General features: G+C 37.8%; 15 protein-coding genes and 1 other annotated feature. Of the genes, 3 read left to right on the top strand and 12 right to left on the bottom strand.

All coding sequences use genetic code 11. The features are described from left to right. Nucleotides 1–7 precede the first annotated feature (7 nt). Nucleotides 8–943 (top strand): permease-like cell division protein FtsX, encoded by a 936-nt coding sequence (gene ftsX / locus A6B40_RS03900; RefSeq protein ID WP_138317456.1) that lies wholly within the window; start codon nucleotides 8–10, stop codon nucleotides 941–943. 79 nt (nucleotides 944–1,022) lie between these two features. Here ftsX and A6B40_RS03895 read toward each other — a convergent pair whose 3' ends face one another. The 10 genes from A6B40_RS03895 to A6B40_RS03850 all read right to left on the bottom strand — a co-directional run bounded on the left by A6B40_RS03895 (nucleotide 1,023) and on the right by A6B40_RS03850 (nucleotide 9,456). Beyond that, complete coding sequence (locus tag A6B40_RS03895) at nucleotides 1,023–1,688, bottom strand: lipoprotein Hlp (RefSeq protein ID WP_176671625.1); 666 nt, start codon at nucleotides 1,686–1,688, stop codon at nucleotides 1,023–1,025. 64 nt (nucleotides 1,689–1,752) lie between these two features. Then, complete coding sequence (locus tag A6B40_RS03890) at nucleotides 1,753–2,325, bottom strand: hypothetical protein (protein WP_025217825.1); 573 nt, start codon at nucleotides 2,323–2,325, stop codon at nucleotides 1,753–1,755. 140 nt (nucleotides 2,326–2,465) lie between these two features. Then, entirely contained in the window at nucleotides 2,466–3,650 is a 1,185-nt protein-coding gene (locus tag A6B40_RS03885; protein WP_176671624.1) for an FAD-dependent monooxygenase, read from the bottom strand. 86 nt (nucleotides 3,651–3,736) lie between these two features. Further along, entirely contained in the window at nucleotides 3,737–4,603 is an 867-nt protein-coding gene (rapZ, locus tag A6B40_RS03880; protein WP_025217823.1) for an RNase adapter RapZ, read from the bottom strand. Nucleotides 4,604–4,616: 13 nt separating this feature from the next. Beyond that, entirely contained in the window at nucleotides 4,617–5,147 is a 531-nt protein-coding gene (locus A6B40_RS03875) for a PTS sugar transporter subunit IIA (protein ID WP_025248083.1), read from the bottom strand. 36 nt (nucleotides 5,148–5,183) lie between these two features. Further along, nucleotides 5,184–5,909 carry an LPS export ABC transporter ATP-binding protein gene (gene lptB / locus A6B40_RS03870; protein ID WP_025217821.1) on the bottom strand — a complete coding sequence of 242 codons (726 nt, stop codon included), beginning with the start codon at nucleotides 5,907–5,909 and terminating at the stop codon, nucleotides 5,184–5,186. Nucleotides 5,910–5,918: 9 nt separating this feature from the next. After that, nucleotides 5,919–6,425 carry a lipopolysaccharide transport periplasmic protein LptA gene (gene lptA, locus A6B40_RS03865; protein ID WP_025217820.1) on the bottom strand — a complete coding sequence of 169 codons (507 nt, stop codon included), beginning with the start codon at nucleotides 6,423–6,425 and terminating at the stop codon, nucleotides 5,919–5,921. A gap of 24 nt (nucleotides 6,426–6,449) precedes the next feature. Continuing rightward, the gene (lptC, locus tag A6B40_RS03860) at nucleotides 6,450–7,034 is read right to left on the bottom strand and encodes an LPS export ABC transporter periplasmic protein LptC (protein WP_025248082.1); all 585 of its coding nucleotides are present in this window, start codon (nucleotides 7,032–7,034) and stop codon (nucleotides 6,450–6,452) included. Nucleotides 7,035–7,180: 146 nt separating this feature from the next. Beyond that, the gene (gene xthA, locus A6B40_RS03855; protein ID WP_025342297.1) at nucleotides 7,181–7,984 is read right to left on the bottom strand and encodes an exodeoxyribonuclease III; all 804 of its coding nucleotides are present in this window, start codon (nucleotides 7,982–7,984) and stop codon (nucleotides 7,181–7,183) included. A 95-nt stretch (nucleotides 7,985–8,079) separates the two neighbouring features. Continuing rightward, complete coding sequence (locus A6B40_RS03850; protein WP_025342298.1) at nucleotides 8,080–9,456, bottom strand: Na+/H+ antiporter family protein; 1,377 nt, start codon at nucleotides 9,454–9,456, stop codon at nucleotides 8,080–8,082. Nucleotides 9,457–9,509: 53 nt separating this feature from the next. Further along, nucleotides 9,510–9,653: a sequence feature (His leader region), on the bottom strand. 208 nt (nucleotides 9,654–9,861) lie between these two features. On the opposite strand from A6B40_RS03850, the gene A6B40_RS03845 reads away from it, so the two are divergent. Beyond that, nucleotides 9,862–11,520 carry a putative transporter gene (locus A6B40_RS03845; protein ID WP_025217816.1) on the top strand — a complete coding sequence of 553 codons (1,659 nt, stop codon included), beginning with the start codon at nucleotides 9,862–9,864 and terminating at the stop codon, nucleotides 11,518–11,520. A 72-nt stretch (nucleotides 11,521–11,592) separates the two neighbouring features. Here the strand turns inward: A6B40_RS03845 and malQ are convergent, their stop codons facing one another. Then, complete coding sequence (gene malQ / locus A6B40_RS03840) at nucleotides 11,593–13,671, bottom strand: 4-alpha-glucanotransferase (RefSeq protein ID WP_176672317.1); 2,079 nt, start codon at nucleotides 13,669–13,671, stop codon at nucleotides 11,593–11,595. 80 nt (nucleotides 13,672–13,751) lie between these two features. After that, nucleotides 13,752–16,121 (bottom strand): maltodextrin phosphorylase, encoded by a 2,370-nt coding sequence (gene malP, locus A6B40_RS03835; protein ID WP_176671623.1) that lies wholly within the window; start codon nucleotides 16,119–16,121, stop codon nucleotides 13,752–13,754. Nucleotides 16,122–16,284: 163 nt separating this feature from the next. Here malP and malT point away from each other — a divergent pair, with 163 nt between their 5' ends. Then, the gene (gene malT, locus A6B40_RS03830; protein WP_025217813.1) at nucleotides 16,285–19,011 is read left to right on the top strand and encodes an HTH-type transcriptional regulator MalT; all 2,727 of its coding nucleotides are present in this window, start codon (nucleotides 16,285–16,287) and stop codon (nucleotides 19,009–19,011) included. Nucleotides 19,012–19,244: the final 233 nt, after the last annotated feature.

Here is a 19,244-nt window from a genome sequence, read left to right as displayed (position 1 = left end):
GAATATTATGATTCGTTCATTTAACAAGTTAGGTGCTCAAACCAGCTACTCTTTACGAGCGGTTTGGCAAGATTTAATGAAACGCAAGTTAGGTACATTTTTAACCATATTAGTGATTGCGGTTTCACTCACGATTCCAACGGTAAGTTATTTACTATGGAAAAATACGCACACTGCAGCAACGCAGTTTTATCCGGAGCCACAGCTTACAGTTTATCTGCACAAAAACTTGGCTGAACACGATGTGAATACGGTGGTTGATCGTATTCGAGCTTATGAAGCGGATAAAATTGATTCATTTAATTATATTTCTCGCCAGCAGAGTTTAGAAGAGTTCCGTTCTTGGACAGGCTTTGGAGAAGCATTAGATATTTTAGATGAAAATCCATTGCCAGCGGTGGTTACCTTAAAACCTAAGGCAAATTTCAATAATGCTGATGCAATGGTTGAGCTACGCAATGGTTTACAACAAATCAAAGGTGTACAGGAAGTCCGTTTAGATAATGGCTGGTTAGAAAAACTAACTGCCTTAACTTGGCTTATTGCACGAATTGCGATTGTTTGTACATTATTGATGTTATTAGCCGTCTTTTTAGTGATTGGAAACAGTGTAAGAACTGATGTGGCGAACAGCAAAGCTGCAATTGAAGTTCAGCAAATTCTAGGTGCAACCGATCACTTTATTGCTCGCCCATTCCTTTATACTGGAATGATTTACGGCTTTTTCGGTAGTTTATTAGCGGTATTATTTAGTGCGGTAACTATTAGTTACTTTACGGGGATTGTGAAATATGTAACCGATATGTTCACCGTTCAATTTGAATTGAAGAGCCTAAATTTTAGCGAAGCCTTTTTCTTAATTGTACTTTGTGTCTTTATCGGCTGGTTGTCGGCAAAAGTGGCAACGATGAGAAATATTTTTAGAATTGGCAGTAGAGGCTAGATAGTACAAGCGGTTATTTTTTAGAAATAAATTGCAAATAAAAACCAGATCAAGTGATCTGGTTTTTATTTTAAGGCTATTATTGCTGTGGAGCTGGAGCTGGAGCTGGAGCTGGAGCTGGAGCTGGAGCTGGAGCTGGAGCTGGAGCTGGAGCTGGAGCTGGAGCTGGAGCTGGAGCTGGAGCTGGAGCTGGCTCAGGAGCATATTTATCTTTTAGTACATTTTCTAACTTTTGCCCTTCTTCTGCTAACTGGTTTAGTTTAGCTTGTAATTCTCCAAATGCTTTATGTGCCTCAGGTGTTGGATTCTTCTCCATATTTGCACCTTCAACAATCATTTGAGTACCTAAACTAAGTACTTCTAATGTTTTCTCTTTTAATGCTTTTACTTCGCTGTCTTGAATATTCAGTGTTTCTGCACTTGCTTTTATACTATCAAGTTGAGTCAATAATGCCTTATTAACAGTTTCTTGCATTAATGCAGAATCGGCTTTTTGTTTATCAGTTAAGCTATCTGCTGCAGATTGAATAGTATCATTAAGTGCTTTTTCTTGAGCATCTTGCCACTCACGGAATGTTTTGTAATCTCTAGCACCTGTATCAACAGGTTTTGCTTCTTCTTTTTTTACTTCAGCAATTTGTACTTGCTCTGATTTTTGCTCAGTTGTTTGGGGTGCAGGCTTTTCACAAGCGGTTAAAAATACTGTTAATAATGCAGATAAGCTAATTTTAGAAAAAGTATTCATAATTATCCTTAAGTCTGTAAAAAAGCTAGAGCAAAACACTCTAGCTTACATTAATTGGGCTAAATTATTTAGCTGCAAATCTTTGTTGTAAAGCAACGTTTAATTGTTGTAACTCATTACCTGCGTTAATTAAAGTTTGTGTTTTTTGCTGTAATGCTTGTTTAGCTGCTTCATCGTTTGGATTAGATAATGCTTTTACTTGCTCTGAAATTACTTCGTTTGAAAGCGTAAGTACAGATTTAGTTTTTTCTTTGAATTCTTTAAGCTGAGTATCAGATACTTCAACGGCATCTAAACTTTTTACTGTATCTTCTACTTTTTTGCTAAAAGCACTTAAGCCATCTTGCATTTGTTTAGCATCTTGAGTTGCTAATTTTTGTTGTAATTCAGCTTGTGCTGCTGCCATGGAAGCTTCTTGCTCTGCATTCCAAGCTACTAATTTTTGGTAGTCTGCTTTTGCTGCTTCAGTTGGCGCTGCAACTTCCGTCATTTCAGCTGGTTTTGCTGCTGTAGTTGCTGCTTGTGTTTCAGTTGTTGCTGCCGGTGCAGTTTCAGCTGTTTTTTGAGCTGGTTTTTCACAAGCGGCTAAGAATAAAGCGACTAAAGCGGTTGCACTAATTTTTGTAAATTTGTTCATTAAAATGATTCCTTAAAGAATATGAAAGTAAAACCCCAGAGGCTAAATAGGGGCGCTCATTGTACCAATAAATAGACAAGCGATCACGGTATTAGTTCATAAAATCAAAAATCTTTACGCTATTTAAAATTTATTTACATTTATAAATAGATAGCCTGCTGAATCAGTAACTTTTTAACAAAAGGAAGTTGGTTAGTCATACTTAGTCCAACACCTCTTATTAATTTTTTAATTGGGTTATTGCCGTTAAACAGCTCTTTTAGCCCTTCCATAGTTGCTAATAATTTCATTGCTTCAGCTTTGCGAGTACGCTCAAATTGGCGTAAGTGGCGGTATTCACCAATATCTTCTTCGTTAATGAAATGTTTTTTGATTTCATCTGCCAATTTTTTAGCATCCGCAAAGCCCAAGTTGACCCCAAGTCCTGCGAGCGGGTGAATAGTGTGAGCAGCATCACCAATCAATGCAATACGAGATTGAGCAAAATTACGAGCAAAACGAGCGGTAAGCGGGTAAATTTCACGCAAACTTTGTACTTCACATAAGCCAAGTCGGTTATCAAATGCGATGCTCAATGTTTTATTGAATTCTTGTTCACTGCAATTTTTTAATGTTTCTGCTTTCTCAGGGGCAAGTGACCAAACAATAGAGGAGAGATTCTTATCTGCCATTGGCAAAAAGGCTAGAATACTGTCTTCGGCAAAAATTTGGCGAGCTGTGTTACCGTGTTTTTCTGTGGTTTTAACATTGCAAACTAAAGCGGTATGTTGATAGTCTTTACTTGTGAGTGGAATTTTAGTTTGATTACGTACCCAAGAATTTGCCCCATCAGCACCCACCACTAATTTAGCAGAGATCATTTCTCCATTGTCTAACGTTAAAAATGCACCATTTTCACTAATGCCTAAAGTTTGAGGTGTTGCAGAAATATATTCAACATTTGATTGCCGTAATACTTGTTGCCAAAGTGTATGCTGAATAACGGCATTTTCAAGAATAAACCCCAGTTGTGGTAAGCCTAATTGCTTAATTTCCGCATCATTATTATCGAAATGGATATTAGCAAAACTATCTTTTTCCCACACAAACATTTCGTTATAAGGGGATAATCGATACTCCGGAATCTGTTGGAATGCACCAATTTGTTCGAGAATTTGTTGACTGCTGGCATTGATGGCACTTACACGGTGGTAAGTAGCAGTTGGATCAAACTTAGGTGTGTTTCTTTCAATAATTTTAATTTGGCAGTGGGTATCTTTTAGTAGTCCTGCAAGTGCAAGTCCAACCATGCCACCACCAATAATAGCAATATCTGTAGATTTCATAACTGATTTTTGTGAATTTTTACAAGCGGGCAAATTTTCTCTAAAAATTGCAATTTATGGAAGAAATTTAACCGCTTGTAACCCAACTAATTAGACGATTTCTTATGGTGTTTTTCCAAGCTTTTATGACGAATTTGTATATTTTTGCCTTTTGCTTGAAAATATTTTGCTAACTGTTCAGCAATAAAGACTGAGCGGTGTTTTCCTCCTGTGCAGCCAATTGCAATAGTGAGATAGCTACGGTTATTTTTCTCTAACATTGGTAGCCACATTTCTAAGTAGTTGCGTGTTTGGTAGATAAAATTATGCACATCAGTCTGGCGTTCTAAAAACTCAATGACAGGTTGTTCTAAACCTGTCATTGGGCGTAATTCTGGGTTCCAATGTGGATTTGGTAGGAAACGTACATCAAATACATAATCAGCATCGGCAGGTAAGCCATATTTAAAGCCAAATGATTCAAAAATAATTTTTAGCTCTTTATCACTTGAACCTTGTAAGAGCTGACGTAGGTTCTCAGCTAACTCGTGTGAAGATAAATTACTGGTATCAATAATATAATCCGCATTTTGAATGAGGGGATCTAGTAAATTTTGTTCAAGATCGATAGCTCTTTCTAATGATAGAGCGTTTTGTGTTGAAAGTGGGTGAATACGGCGAGAATCACTATAACGGCGAATTAAAGTATTTCGATCGCAATCTAGGAAAATCAGCTTGCTATTTAATGGCGCAAGTTGAGAGAGAAGATCCTCAATAGCATTTGGATTATTGGGTAGATTGCGGATATCTAAGCTGATAACTGCAGAACGATTTTCCTGCGTGAGATAGTAAGTGAATGTTGGAATTAACGCTAAAGGGATATTATCAACACAGTAATAGCCTACATCTTCTAATGCCCTTAATGCTACTGATTTCCCAGCGCCAGAATGACCGCTAATAATGATTAATTCCATAGTCGCCTCAATATTATTCTTCATCTTTTTTTGTATGGTTGTCGGCATACATCAAAATTTGCCAAATATCTTCCACAGAATTAGCTGCTCGGAGCTGTTTTAGTAATGATTTATCAGTAAGCTGCTGAGCAATTTGTGGCAAACAATTTTTATATTGCTTACAGCTGTTTTCTGGGAACATAATGGCATAGATTAAATCAACTTCTTTATTATCCTGAGCCTCGTAGTCAATAGCCTCTTCTAATTGTAAGAAAACAGCAATAGGTTTATCAAGCTCTATTGATTCACAAGCTGGTAATTTTGCGTGAGGAAGCGCTATTCCTTGATTCAACCCTGTAGTGCCAAGTTTTTCTCTCTTAAATAAATTAGAGAAGCACTCAACAGGACAGATATTACTATTCTCCTCGTTTGATAGTTGAGGATGAGCCTGATTAATTGATTTAGCAATCACTTTCCCGATTAATTCCAATACTCGTTTTTTGCTTGAAACCAGCACACCTTGTTGGATGTTTTCAGGGCTTAAAAATTCAGTTAATTTTGTCATAATTTTTCATCTAAAGATGAAATCCCCTAAAAAGGGTTAAAGTTTGAATTGATCACCAAGATAAACACGCTTTACATCCGGGTTTTCAAGCACTTGCTGTGGTGTTCCATTAGCAATCATCTCGCCACTTCCTACAATATAAGCACGTTCACAAACATCTAAGGTTTCACGCACGTTGTGATCGGTAATCAACACGCCTAAGCCACGTTCTTTTAAATTCACGATGATTTTTTTAATATCAATCACGGAAATCGGGTCAACTCCTGCAAAGGGTTCATCTAACAAAATAAATTTTGGATTTGCCGCTAAGGCTCGGGCGATTTCTACACGGCGGCGTTCACCACCTGAAAGCGATTGTCCTAGGCTATTGCGAATATGTTCAATGTGAAATTCAGCAATAAGTTCCTCAGCACGAGCTTTACGTTGTTCATTATTAATATCTTTACGCACTTGTAATACAGACATTAAATTATCATATACGCTTAAACGGCGGAAAATAGAAGCTTCTTGCGGTAGATAGCCAATACCTTGTTTGGCACGGTCGTGCATTGGCAGGGTGCTAATATCTTCATCATCAATACGAATTGTGCCGTGATCATGGCGAACCAAACCAACAACCATATAGAAAGTAGTTGTTTTTCCCGCACCATTTGGGCCAAGCAAGCCAACAATTTCGCCTGATTTTACATTCAGGCTCACATCTTTTACAACTTGGCGTTGTTTATAACTTTTCGCTAAATGTTCTGCATAAAGTACAGACATAGATTAACCCTATTTTTTCTTGTTATTTTGAAGTTCGTTTGGAATTAATACCGTTTTCACGCGTGATTTACCGCCACTTGTTGCTTTAAGTTGCTGTTTTTTCACGTCATAGGTGATTTTACTTGCCTTAATAAAACTACCTTGCTGTTTTAATTCAGCATTGCCGATTAAGGTTAAAAATTCCGAGTTTAAGTCGTAATGCACACTGTTGCCTTTACCATTTACAGGCTTACCATTATCCAATGTTTGTTGGAAAGTAACAGGTGAGCCAGTAGCATCAATCGTCTCTTTTTTCCCTTCTTGACGAGTGATTTTTACATTCGCCGCAGTCACTTTAATAGAACCTTGCGTAATCACGACATTATCGCTAAAAGTAACGATATTATTAGTCATATCTAAAGATTGGCTACCTGAATCAATATTAATAGGTTGATCGGTATCTCCTTTTAACGCATAAGCTGAAAAGCTGCTACCTAGTAATATTGTTACTAAAATAGATTTAAACATTAATTTCATTATTATTCCTTATTCAAAAGCAAATTATTCTTTTGTTTCTTTAATGATGGTTGGTTCAATATAAGATTTTACGTCTTTTTGCAAGGTTGCCACTTGCTGTTTTAAGTTACCTTTTAAGCCAACCCCTGTTGTTGTAAAACCAGAACCTATTGATTTGACCGCACTTTCGGTAAAAATATCCTGCGTGTTTAAATCAACCGTTAAAGTATCTGTAGTGATTTGTTGTAAACGTGAAGCAGGTTCTAACGCATCAAGTTTTATATTACCTTTTAAATTTAAGATTTTTTCTTTGGTAATTTCAGCGTAATCAGCACTCACTTTCCACTGTTTTTGAGTTGATTCTTTAGCAAAAAGCTCAATAAAAGGTTTAAAAAACTCGGTTCGCTCGGTGGATTCGTAACGTTTGATTTCCGTAGCCTGAGCGAAATATTGTGGATTACCTTTCAAATCATAAACTGTGGTGGACATTTTACTCCCCACATATTCGGGTTGTCCTTCTTTTTTTATGAGCTGATCCAACCCTAAATTATCTTTTTCTTGCAAACTGTAATACCAGCCGCCAAGCAATGCGACAATCAGCAGTAAAATAAGCGTTAAACGTGTATTCATAATCTAAAAATAGTCTAAAAACAGTGGGCAATTGTAGCACAAATTTGAAAAGGGATATAGTAGAGTGTAAAAATGCAAAAAAGTAAGAAAAAACAACCGCTTGTAATCGATTTACAAGCGGTCAAAAAAGTAAAATTTTTTGTAAATTACTTGAAGGTTGCCCAAACAGGAGAGTGATCAGACGGTTTTTCCATTGCTCGAATTTCTAAATCAATGCCTGTTTCCACACAGCGTTCGGCAAGTGATTTTGAAGCGAGAATTAAATCAATACGCAAGCCACGATTATCGTCAAAGCCTTTAGAACGATAATCAAACCATGAGAATTTATCGTTTACTTCTGGGTTAGCAATGCGGAAAGTATCCACTAAGCCGTAGTTATGTAAACGTGCTAACCATTCACGTTCTTCGGGTAAGAAAGAACATTTGCCATCACGAAGCCAACGTTTGCGATTTGGCTCGCCAATGCCGATGTCTAAATCGGTCGGGCTGATATTCATATCGCCCATAATGATGATTGGATTTTCCGGCTTTAACTCAGTTTCCAAGTAGTGTTGCAAATCGGCATAGAATTTCTGTTTTGCCGGGAATTTAATTTCGTGGCTACGGTTTTCGCCTTGCGGAAAATAGCCGTTTAGTACAGTTAAAACGCCAAAATCAGTTTCAATATCTGCCATAATCATTCGTTTTTGGGCATCTAGCATATCAGCTGGGAAACCTTTACGTACCGCAAGCGGTTCTTTTTTCGTTAATAAGGCAACACCATAATGCCCTTTTTGCCCGTGATGAAAAACGTGATAACCCAAATGATTGACTAAATCGTAAGGGAAATCTTCATCAGACACTTTGATTTCTTGTAAGCCCAATACATCGGGTTGGTGTTTTTCGATAATTGCTTCAAGCTGATGAGGTCTTGCACGCAAGCCATTGATATTAAAAGAGATAAATTTCATTGAGTATCCTAAGATTTTGCAAAAAATAGATGAAAATAGACCGCTTGCCATTTCTGCAAGCGGTCTGATTTTGCTAACACTTTGCGTATTATAACTTAAAGTGTCATCGCTGCAATCCAACCGAACACTAATAATGGAATATTAAAGTGGATAAAGGTTGGCACAACAGAATCCCAAATGTGGTCGTGTTTGCCGTCAGCATTCAAGCCTGATGTTGGACCAAGTGTTGAGTCAGAGGCCGGGGAACCTGCATCGCCTAATGCAGCTGCTACGCCTACAATCGCCATTGTGGCAAGTGGTGAGAAGCCAAAAGAAACGCATAGTGGCACGTAAATTGAGGTTATTATCGGCACAGTTGAGAATGATGAGCCGATGCCCATTGTGATGAATAAGCCAACTACGAGCATTAATAATGCAGCCATCTCTTTTGATGAGATAACATCACGCAGGCTTTCCACTAATGCAGGTACGCCACCGGTAGAATTTACCACGCCGGCAAAGCCCGAGGCTGCAATCATTACAAAACCAATCATTGCCATTAAGCGTAAACCGGCTTGGAAAACGTCATTGCTTTCTTTTAATTTGAATACGCCGCCTAAGGCAAAAATCACTAAACCGACTAAACCGCCGATAATGGTCGAATTTGTTGCTAATTGCACGGAACAGGTTGTGATAATTGCTAAAATACTAATACCAATATGGAAAGGTTTAACTCTTGCAACACGAGTTTCAATATCATCAACAGTTGGCTCAGGTGTATTTTCCGCATACACGCGAGGTTTACGGTATGATACAAAGAATGCAAAAAGTAATCCTGCGATCATACCTGATACAGGAATCAGCATTGCTTTTGTCATCTCAGCAGTAGTTGCCACTAATTGAAATTGCTCGCCTGCTTGATTAATGTTTTTTACTAAAATGCTCTCAATAAAAATTTGCCCGAAACCTGCAGGAATTAACATATAAGTGGCAGTTAAACCAAATGTTAAAGCACAAGCAACCGCTCGGCGGTCAATCTTTAATTTATTCATCACGCTTAATAGTGGTGGAATTAATATTGGAATGAAGGCAATATGAATCGGAATTAAGTTTTGTGAAGACATTGCAAAAGCAACTAACACAAATAGCACAATATATTTAAACCACGTTACGGAACGACCTGATGGGCTGTGTCCGAATGATTTAATCACTTTGTAGGCTAATAAATCGGTTACACCTGATTTTGAGAGAGCTACTGCAAAAGCACCGAGAACTGCGTAGTTCATTGCTGTTTCTGCTCCGCCACCTAAACCACCAGTGAAATTTTTAATTGTTTTTTCTAAAGCATCAGCAAAGCTGACACCTTCCATACTTAAATTACCAATTAATCCGCAAGTCAGTGCTGAGATAATTAATGCAATAACTACATTAATTCTCAGTAAGCTCAACACTAACAATACAATAATCGATATAAACACTTCGTTTGATAGCATTGTATTTACCTCTATTTTTAAATGTTAATATGAAAAATATTCAAGATGATACAAAAAAGACCCCCTCGAAAGAAGACTTCCGAGGGGGTTGAAATCGTGATATTAGCTTATGCACTTATCGGCTTCACTTGCTCGGAAGTTATCTTCCAAGCATACCAAAACGCCCGAAAGATTATTCAGGGAAATGGCGATGATGGTGAAGTTTGATAAGGTTCATAATATTCTCCAAAATTGAATGGCTAGAAATATAGCGTAGCCAAAGGTGAAAAGCAAACGGTTTTTTAATTTATTTGTATTAGCCAGATTGGCGTTTTATTTTTTGTGACATAGATCGCATTTTTACTTTTTTAGATTTGCTAAAATTCATATACCATTTTTGAGGTATTGGTGTTAAGAGAGGCTGTAATGAGTGAGATTGCGCTGACTGTCAGTTTATTATCTTTAGTGGCAGTGCTGGGGTTATGGATTGGTCATATCAAAATTAGAGGTGTTGGTTTAGGTATTGGTGGGGTGTTATTTGGAGGATTATTCATTTCTCATTTTATGACGCAATTTGGTATTAAACTTGATGCTCATACTCTCCATTTTATTCAAGAATTCGGTTTGATTCTGTTTGTTTACTCAATAGGGATCCAAGTCGGCCCAGGATTCTTTGCATCTCTTAAACATTCAGGTTTAAAGCTCAATGGATTTGCGGTTTTAATTGTATTACTTAGTGGTGTTCTTGTTGTTCTTATTCATAAATTGTTCGATGTTCCATTACCTGTGATTTTAGGTATTTTCTCGGGGGCAGTGACTAACACGCCTTCTCTTGGGGCAGGGCAGCAAGTGCTTGCTGAACTTAGTGGTGAAAGTATCACTGAAATTATGGGTATGAGCTATGCTATTGCTTATCCGTTCGGTATTATTGGTATTTTGCTTGCAATGTGGTTAATTCGTATTGTTTTAAAAATTAATATAGATAAAGAAGCAGATGAGTTTAATCGTTCTCAAAGTCAAGGAAGAGATAAACTTAGTAGCTTAAATGTACGTTTAACTAATCCAAACATAAATGGGCTAACACTTAATCAACTTCCTGATTTTGATTTACATGAAGTCTCTTATTCTCGTTTAAAAAGGGGAGATGAACTTTCTATTCCTCGAGTACATACGGTATTACAAGTAGGTGATATCCTACACTTGGTAGGAGAAGATACAGCTTTACGTAAAATGCAGATTATTTTGGGTGAAGAAGTTGATGTATCTGTTTCTACAAAAGGTACGATTTATCGTTCCGAACGAGCAGTGGTTACCAACGAAAAAGTATTTGGTAAACAAATTCGCCAATTAATGCTGAAAGGCAAATATGATGTAGTCATTTCACGCCTCAACCGTGCCGGAGTAGAGTTAGTCCCAACAGGCGATATGACACTGCAATTTGGTGATGTGTTGAATTTAGTCGGTCGCCAAGCTGATATTGAAATGGTAATGACGATTATCGGTAATGCGCAATCCAAATTACAACAAGTTCAAATGTTGCCGATTTTTATCGGGATTGGATTAGGGGTGCTACTTGGTTCTGTCCCAATTTATTTACCTGGCTTCCCTGTTGCATTAAAACTGGGCTTAGCAGGTGGACCGCTTGTGGTTGCCCTCATTTTGGCAAGAATTGGCAGCATTCGTAAACTCTACTGGTTTATGCCACCGAGTGCGAACCTTGCCTTACGTGAAATTGGGATTGTACTCTTTCTTGCTGTTGTTGGTTTAAAATCCGGTGGGAGATTCCTTGAAACGTTACTCAGCAGTGAGGGGATGGAATGGATTCTCTTTGGTGCAATCATCACCTTCTTCCCACTTATGATTACAGGATTGATTGCTAGAATTTACGCTAAAATGAATTACCTAAGTCTTTGTGGATTACTCGCCGGTTCAATGACTGATCCTCCAGCTCTTGCTTTTGCTAACGAAATCAAAGAAGGCAACGGAGCGGCGGCTCTTTCTTATGCTACTGTTTACCCACTTGTAATGTTTCTACGCATAATGTTGCCGCAAGTGCTAGCGATAATGCTTTGGGTTGCAGGGTAGTATTCTTTTTAATATTTGAAAGGGGTAAAAGAATAAGTTCTTTTACCCCTTTTTCTGTTTATTGTGTATTTGTTATTTTTCTTTACGGATTTTGTTCACTTCCCTCAATAAAGCTTGGATTGCGGTATCAGCAAAAATATCTTCAATATTTACGGTCAAGCGACGTCGCCAGTTGGCATATTGAGTACTAGTTCCCGGAATATTAACAGGTTCGGTCATCCCCAGCCAGTCTTCAGGCTGGAAGCCGAATAATCCGCTGCTTACATTAGCGACATAGGTTTGCAAACGGTGAATAAATGGCGTATTTACTGGTGAATTAAGTTGCTCGCTAATTTCAGGTTCTATCGCCACATTATTCTCTTGTAAGCGTTGTAATATTTTGACTTTGGCATTGACTCGGTCTTGTTTGAGAATGGTCAAAATATCCGCATTTGGATACACACCGAATTTTTCGCCTAATTCAAAATCATATCCACGCCAATAACCATTGATCGTTGGTAAATCGTGAGTACTTAATGTTGTCATAGCTTGGTAAGGATAATGTTGCAAGTCGCGACTTTTTCCTTGTTCATTAAATTCAAAATAGAAGATTTTGTAAGACAGAATTCCTGCATTTTTGAGTTTGCTGACAATTTCTTTTGGCACAGTGCCTAAATCTTCACCGATAATCAGGCATTGATGGCGTTGGCTTTCAAGTGCCAAAATAGCAATTAAATCATCAACCGGATAACGGATATAAGCACCATTCACTGCACTGTCGCCTTTTGGAATCCACCATAATCGTAATAAAGACATAATATGGTCAAGGCGTAATGCCCCGCAATGCTTCATATTAGCCCTGACCAACTCAATAAACGGGCGATAGGCTTGTTGTTTTAACACGTGTGGATTCATTGGGGTTAAGCCCCAGTTTTGTCCTTGTGGACCTAATACATCAGGTGGAGCACCGACAGATACATTTAAACAATAAAGTTGTTTGTCATTCCACGTTTCTGCTCCGTTGGGGCTGACGCCAACGGCAAGATCGCGATACATACCAATGTTCATATTTTGCTGACGGCAAATTGCATCACATTCTGCCAATTGCTGATCGGCAATGAATTGTAACCAAAGGTAAAATTCCACGTCTGCTTTATGTGTTTCTCTAAATTGTTGTACAGCGGCAGAATGGTAATCTTGGTACTCATTCACCCAGAAATTCCAGCCCCATTGGTCTGCAAATTGCGTAGATAAATATTGATGAAGAGCATCAAATGTAGCTTGAACTTGTAGACTTTCACCACCTTTTTGTACAAATTCAGTAAAGGCTGAGTCGGAACAAGCGGTCATATTTTGCTGGAATTTTGCAAAAGCAAAGCGTAGCCCTTTTAATTTTAATGGAATGATTTGATCGTAATTTAACCAGTCTTGATTGCGTAATTGAGATAACTGTTGCTGGATTTCAGCGGAATGAAACCAAGTTTGAGCTTCATCGCTTTGTTGAAATTCGACCAACTGATTGACATCAATGTAAGCAATATTCAGCCATCGGCGAGAGGATGGGCTGTATGGGCTTGCAGAATTTGGGTTTGCTGGAAAAAGCGAGTGAATCGGATTCAAGCCAATAAAATCTGCTTGGTAAGGTGCAATTTGTTGGATGAAGTTTTTTAAATCGCCAAAATCACCGATTCCCCAGTTGTTGGCTGATTTTAAGGTGTAGAGTTGTAGAAATGTTCCCCATAATTTTTTTTGTTCAAGCACGGCTTGAGGTTGGTAGCAACGCTCCGGAGCGATAATAATAGTGCAATTAAAGGTTTTATCTACCGTGTTTAGTTGTAATTGGTGATAACCTAAAGGTAAGTCTTGAGGTAATGTAATTCCCCGGGCTTTAATTTTGCCGGAAATAACTTGGCTTGAGTTTTCTAATTGTAGTTGCCAATTGCCGGTTAATGGATTTTTTTTATCAGCTAAATGAAAACGTAAAAAGCAAGGCTTGTGCTGATAAAAAATTTGAACAGCAGGAATTGGCGTAGTGTTTACTTGAATATTGCCGTTAAACGTTTTAAATAATGTGTATTTTATTTTTTCGGATGCTGATTTTTTTACACCACGTTCATCGAAAAAATAAGGCATAATGCCTGCACGATGATATTGTTTGGTAGTTATTTTCATCATTTTTCTCCACATATTAAATATATGAAATACAACAGAAAATTGGCGACTTCCTGTTGAGAAGAAGTCGCCCGAAGTTATTATCTATTCAACCAAATACGTTGTTGATAATCTTGAATTGAGCGGTCTGAGCTAAACGTACCTAAACGGGCTGTATTTAAAATCGCACTACGTAGCCAAGCTTCTTGATCTAAATAGGCTATACCAATTTTCTCTTGTGTTTGGCGGTAGCTATCAAAATCGGCAAAGACTAGGAACGGATCGCGTTCTAGCAAGCTGTCTAACATTAGTTTGAATGTTTCTTTATTACCGTTAGAAGCTTTCCCCTTGGCTAAGAAATCAACCGCATTTTTCAGAATCAGATCTTGATTGTAATAGGTTTTAGGTTGATAACCTTTTGCTAACAGTTCCTGCACGCTTTCTACGGTATGTCCAAAGATAAAGACATTTTCCTCACCCACCATCTCGGCAATTTCCACATTAGCACCATCTAGCGTACCTAATGTTAATGCACCGTTAAGTGCCAATTTCATATTACCTGTACCAGAGGCTTCTTTTCCTGCCATTGATATCTGTTCTGAAACATCGGCTGCGGGAATAATTTTTTCCGCAAGGCTGACTCGATAATCCGGTAGGAATACCACTTGTAGTTTATCATTCACTTGTTTATCGTTGTTGATAATGTCTGCTACATTATTAATTGCGTGAATAATATTTTTTGCTAAATAATAACCCGGTGCCGCTTTGCCTGAGAATAGGAATACACGTGGTGTGTAATCTTGGTTTGGGTTAGCTCTTAGCGACTGATAGGTCGCAATAATATTTAATAAATTTAAATGTTGGCGTTTATATTCGTGGAAACGCTTGATTTGTACATCAAAAATCGCACTTGGATTGACATTTAATCCTAATGTTTTATGGATTTCATTTGCTAGAACCACTTTATTGTTACGTTTAATACGTTGATATTCTTCACGGAAGCCGGTGTCATCAACATATTTTTCAACGCCTTTTAATAATTCCAGATCGTGTGTCCAATCTTGTTTTAAGGTGCGATCCAATAAATCACTTAATTGTGGGTTTGCTTGTCTAATCCAACGACGAGGTGTGATGCCGTTAGTAACATTACAGAATTTTGTTGGGAACAATCGGTGATATTTCGGGAATAAGTCGGTTACTAATAGATCCGAGTGAATTTCCGCAACACCGTTTACACGGAAACAAGTAACAACGCAAAGGTTCGCCATACGCACACGGTAGTCAAATAGTACGGCTAATTTTTCCCAAATTTTGGCATCATCGCCAAATTCCGCCCGTACTTGGTCGTGGAAAATATTGTTAATTTTTTCCACAATTTGATAATGGCGAGGTAATAATTGCTTAAATAGGCGTTGATCCCATTGCTCAAGAGCTTCAGGTAATAAGGTGTGGTTTGTGTAAGCAAAGGTATTTGAGCAAATATCCCAAGCTTGCTCCCAAGTGAATTGGTGATCATCTAACAGTACACGCATTAATTCAGGTATAGCGAGTGTTGGGTGGGTATCATTCAATTGGATTACTTGGCGTTTAGCCAAATCTTTTAACGAATAACCTTCGCTGAGGTGGCGATCTAAAATATCTGCCACAGAGCAGGCACAATGGAAGTATTGTTGCATTAAGCGTAATTTTTGCCCTGCTTTATGGTTATCATTTGGGTAAAGTACTTGCGTAAGTGCGGCTGCATTGACAATCGTTTTATCTGCAGTTAAGAATTTGCCGTCATTAAAAGCATCAAAATCAAAAGATTGATCGCTATCTGCCTGCCATAAACGCAGCGGTTGAATGATGTTATTTTTGTAACCTACAATTGGCAAATCAAATGCTTTGCCTTGAATTGTTAATTTAGGTTGCCATTCATATTGATCGGCTTGAATTTTTTTGATTTTTCCACCAAACCCGATATGACGGGTTTTAGATGGATTAAAACGATGCCAAGGGTAGCTATCGCGAGCCCAAGTATCCGGAGCTTCTTTTTGCATTCCCTCTTTGAAACTTTGTTTGAATAAACCGTATTGATAGTGAAGCCCATAGCCAGTCGCATTTTGCCCAACAGTTGCCATTGAGTCTAAAAAACAGGCAGCAAGGCGACCTAATCCGCCATTTCCTAACGCAGGATCACGCTCTTGCTCTAAAACATCTACTAATTCAACTTGGTATTGTTTAAGATAGTCACGAATTTGTTCGTAATACCCTAAGTTCATTAAATTATTGCCGGTTAAACGACCGATTAAAAATTCCATTGAGAGATAGTTTACGTGGCGTGATTCTGTCGGCTTAGTTGCAGGCTGACTATAAATAAGTTCAAGGGAACCTTCTGCAACGACTTGATACCATTGCTGTAAGGTGAAGTGTTTTGGATCTGCTACATCAAAGTAGCGACAGTATTTTTCTACAATAGAATTAAATGTCATAGGAAACCCCCAGTTAAAGATGAATACTACTATTATGTAAAATCCGAATAAAATCAAATCATCCTTATAAGCACCTTGTATGGTATGATTATTAGGAAGTAGTTAGAGCATAAATGGAGGATATATCATCCCCATTTTGTTATGAGAGAAAATAGAATTTATTATGTTAATACCATCAAAACTTGTTTGTTCTTTTCGATTACAAAATAGCATCCCAAGAAAACGTTTAATCCAAGAATTAGACAAATCTTGCAGTTATCCGGTTGTATTAATAAATGCACCAGCCGGTTATGGCAAAACTACCCTGGTTTCTCAATGGATTGAAAATAAAAAGAATATCGGCTGGTATGCGTTAGATGAGGGCGATAATAATCCGGATCGTTTTGCTGCTTATTTTAGTGCTGCATTGCATTCTGCAATTAATGAAGAAATAGATGTATTGTTAGAGGAAAATCGCAAAGCTAATTTATTAGCTTTATTTAATCAATTATTGATTAAAGCGGCGGCGTTTTCAGAACATTTTTATCTTGCTATTGATGATTATCATATTATTGAAAATGATGAAATCCATGAAGCATTAAAATATTGGATTAAGCATCAGCCGTCTAATATGACGCTTATCTTGATTTCTCGTTCTATTCCGCCGTTAAGTATTGCCAGTTTAAGAGTGCAAGAACAATTATTGGAAATTGATATTAACCAACTTATGTTTGATCACCAAGAAAGTACTGCGTTTTTTCAAGCAAGATTAGGTTCAGAGTTAAATCAGCAAGATGTTATCGCACTTTGTAACGAAGTTGAAGGATGGCCAACGGCTCTTCAATTAATTAGCCTTTTTGCGAAAAATAAATCACATACACTACAAGTACCGTTGCAAGATATTGCCAAACGCTTAGCCAAATCAAATCATTTTCATATCAACGAATATTTAGCTGATGAAGTGCTCAATAAAGTAGATGAAGAAACCAGGTTGTTTATTTTACGTTGTTCTGTTTTGCATTCGATGAATGAATCTTTAGTACAGGCTGTGACGGGAGAGCAAAACAGTCGTATTAAATTAGAGTCTCTTGAAAAACAAGGCTTATTTTTACAACAAATGGTAAACAGTAAATGGCAGAACAGTGATGATAGTTGGTGGAAATTCCATCCGCTTTTTGCTTCCTTTTTGAATTTATGTTGCCAAAATGAGTTGTATGCTGAACTGTCACAACTGCATCAAAAGGCAGCGAATGCGTGGTTACAATTAGGCTATGTAACAGAAGCCTTGCATCACGCAATGCAATTGTCTGATACTGAATTATTACTTAATATTTTAGAAGAGAACGCTTGGACAGTATTCCATCAAGGTGAGTTGAAATTATTGGAAGAGAGTTTAAATTGTTTAGATTATGCACATTTAACCGAGCATACTAATTTGGTTTTACTCAAAGCTTGGCTGGTGCAAAGCCAGCACCGACATAGTGAAGTAGGTGGTATTTTAGCAGATTTTTCTCGAGCCTTGACGGAAAATAAGATTGAGTTAAGTAAAACTGCCAATGCGGAATTCAATGTGCTACGGGCTCAGGTTGCTATCAATTCCGGTGATGAAAATACTGCACTTCAATTAGCCTCAGAGGCGTTAAATGATCTCTCGGAAAATGCCTATTACGCTCATATTGTTGCCACCTCAATTATTGGTGAGGCTCATCATTGTCACGGTAATTTGGCAGAAGCGTTAGTAATGTTGCAAAAAGCAGAGCGTATGGCACATCAACACCATACTTACCACAATATTTTATGGTCGCAGCTTCAACAATCTGAAATTTTGCTTGCTCAAGGTTTTTCACAAGCTGCCTATGAAATGTTAGATAAAGCAAGCAACTTTGTAAAAGAAAACCACTTACAAAAAGTGCCGATGTATGAATTCTTATTACGTTCTAAGGGAAAAATTTTATGGGAATGGTATAACTTGGATAAAGCTGAGTCGATGGCAGTTGCCGGAATGAATGCCTTATCTAAATTTGAAGACAAGTTACAATGCTTAACCTTACTCACTAAAATTTCATTAGCTCGTGGCAATCTGGATAACACTGCCCGTTTATTAGGTGAAGTTGAACAGCTAGAGCACTCTCACTCTTATCACCACGACTGGATTGCGAATGCCGATCAAGTAAGAATGTTTTATTGGCAGATGACAAATGACATTCAGTCTGCTCGTAATTGGTTGATTCAAAATCCATCTCCAATTTCAGATAAAAACCATTTTACCCAAATTCAATGGCGTAATATTGCACGGGCTCAAATCTTGCTTGAAGAATATACTGAAGCGAAAGTAATTTTAGATAATTTAATTGAAACTGCTGAAAAATTTTCTCTGATCAGTGATTTAAATCGTGCATTAATTGTTCGTAACAGGCTTTATTTTTTACAAGGCGAGAAAGAATTAGCTCAGCAAGACTTAATTCAGGCACTAAAACTGACACGGCAAACAAACTTTATCAGTGCTTTTGTGATTGAAGGAGATGTGATGGCACAGCAGATTCGCCATTTATTGCAATTCAATGTATTAGATGAATTGGTATTACATAAAGCGCAATTTATTTTACGCAACATCAATCAATTTTATCGCCAAAAATTTGCACACTTTGATGAAAACTTTGTGAATCAGTTACTGAAAAATCCGAAAGTACCGGAGCTATTAAAAATTAGTCCATTAACACAGCGGGAATGGCAGGTGTTGGGCTTGATTTATTCAGGGTATAGCAATGAACAAATTTCAGATGAATTGCAAGTAGCAGCAACCACAATTAAAACCCATATTCGAAATCTGTATCAGAAGATCGGTGTCACTAATCGTAATGAAGCGATCAGCTATACGAAAGAGCTGCTTATGTTGATGGGGTATAATTGATCTCAGCCTCACAGGGGAACAAGCGGTCTGTTTTTTGTGATTTTTTGCAATATCGTCCACATTTCCCTAATCGGCTTCGACTCTTCCCCTAACGGGGAAGATTAATTTCCTACCCAAATCGCCATAACTTTATCCTCATTCAGTACGTGGCTAACCGATTCACCTTCCGAAAATGTGGAAGAAACATCAATTTTAGCCAATCTTTTATCCCAACTCGGGTAGCTTCAAATTTA

Origin of the sequence: Mannheimia varigena (assembly GCF_013377235.1) — a bacterium.
Lineage (GTDB): Bacteria > Pseudomonadota > Gammaproteobacteria > Enterobacterales > Pasteurellaceae > Mannheimia > Mannheimia varigena.
This window is presented reverse-complemented; position numbering and strand designations above follow the sequence as displayed.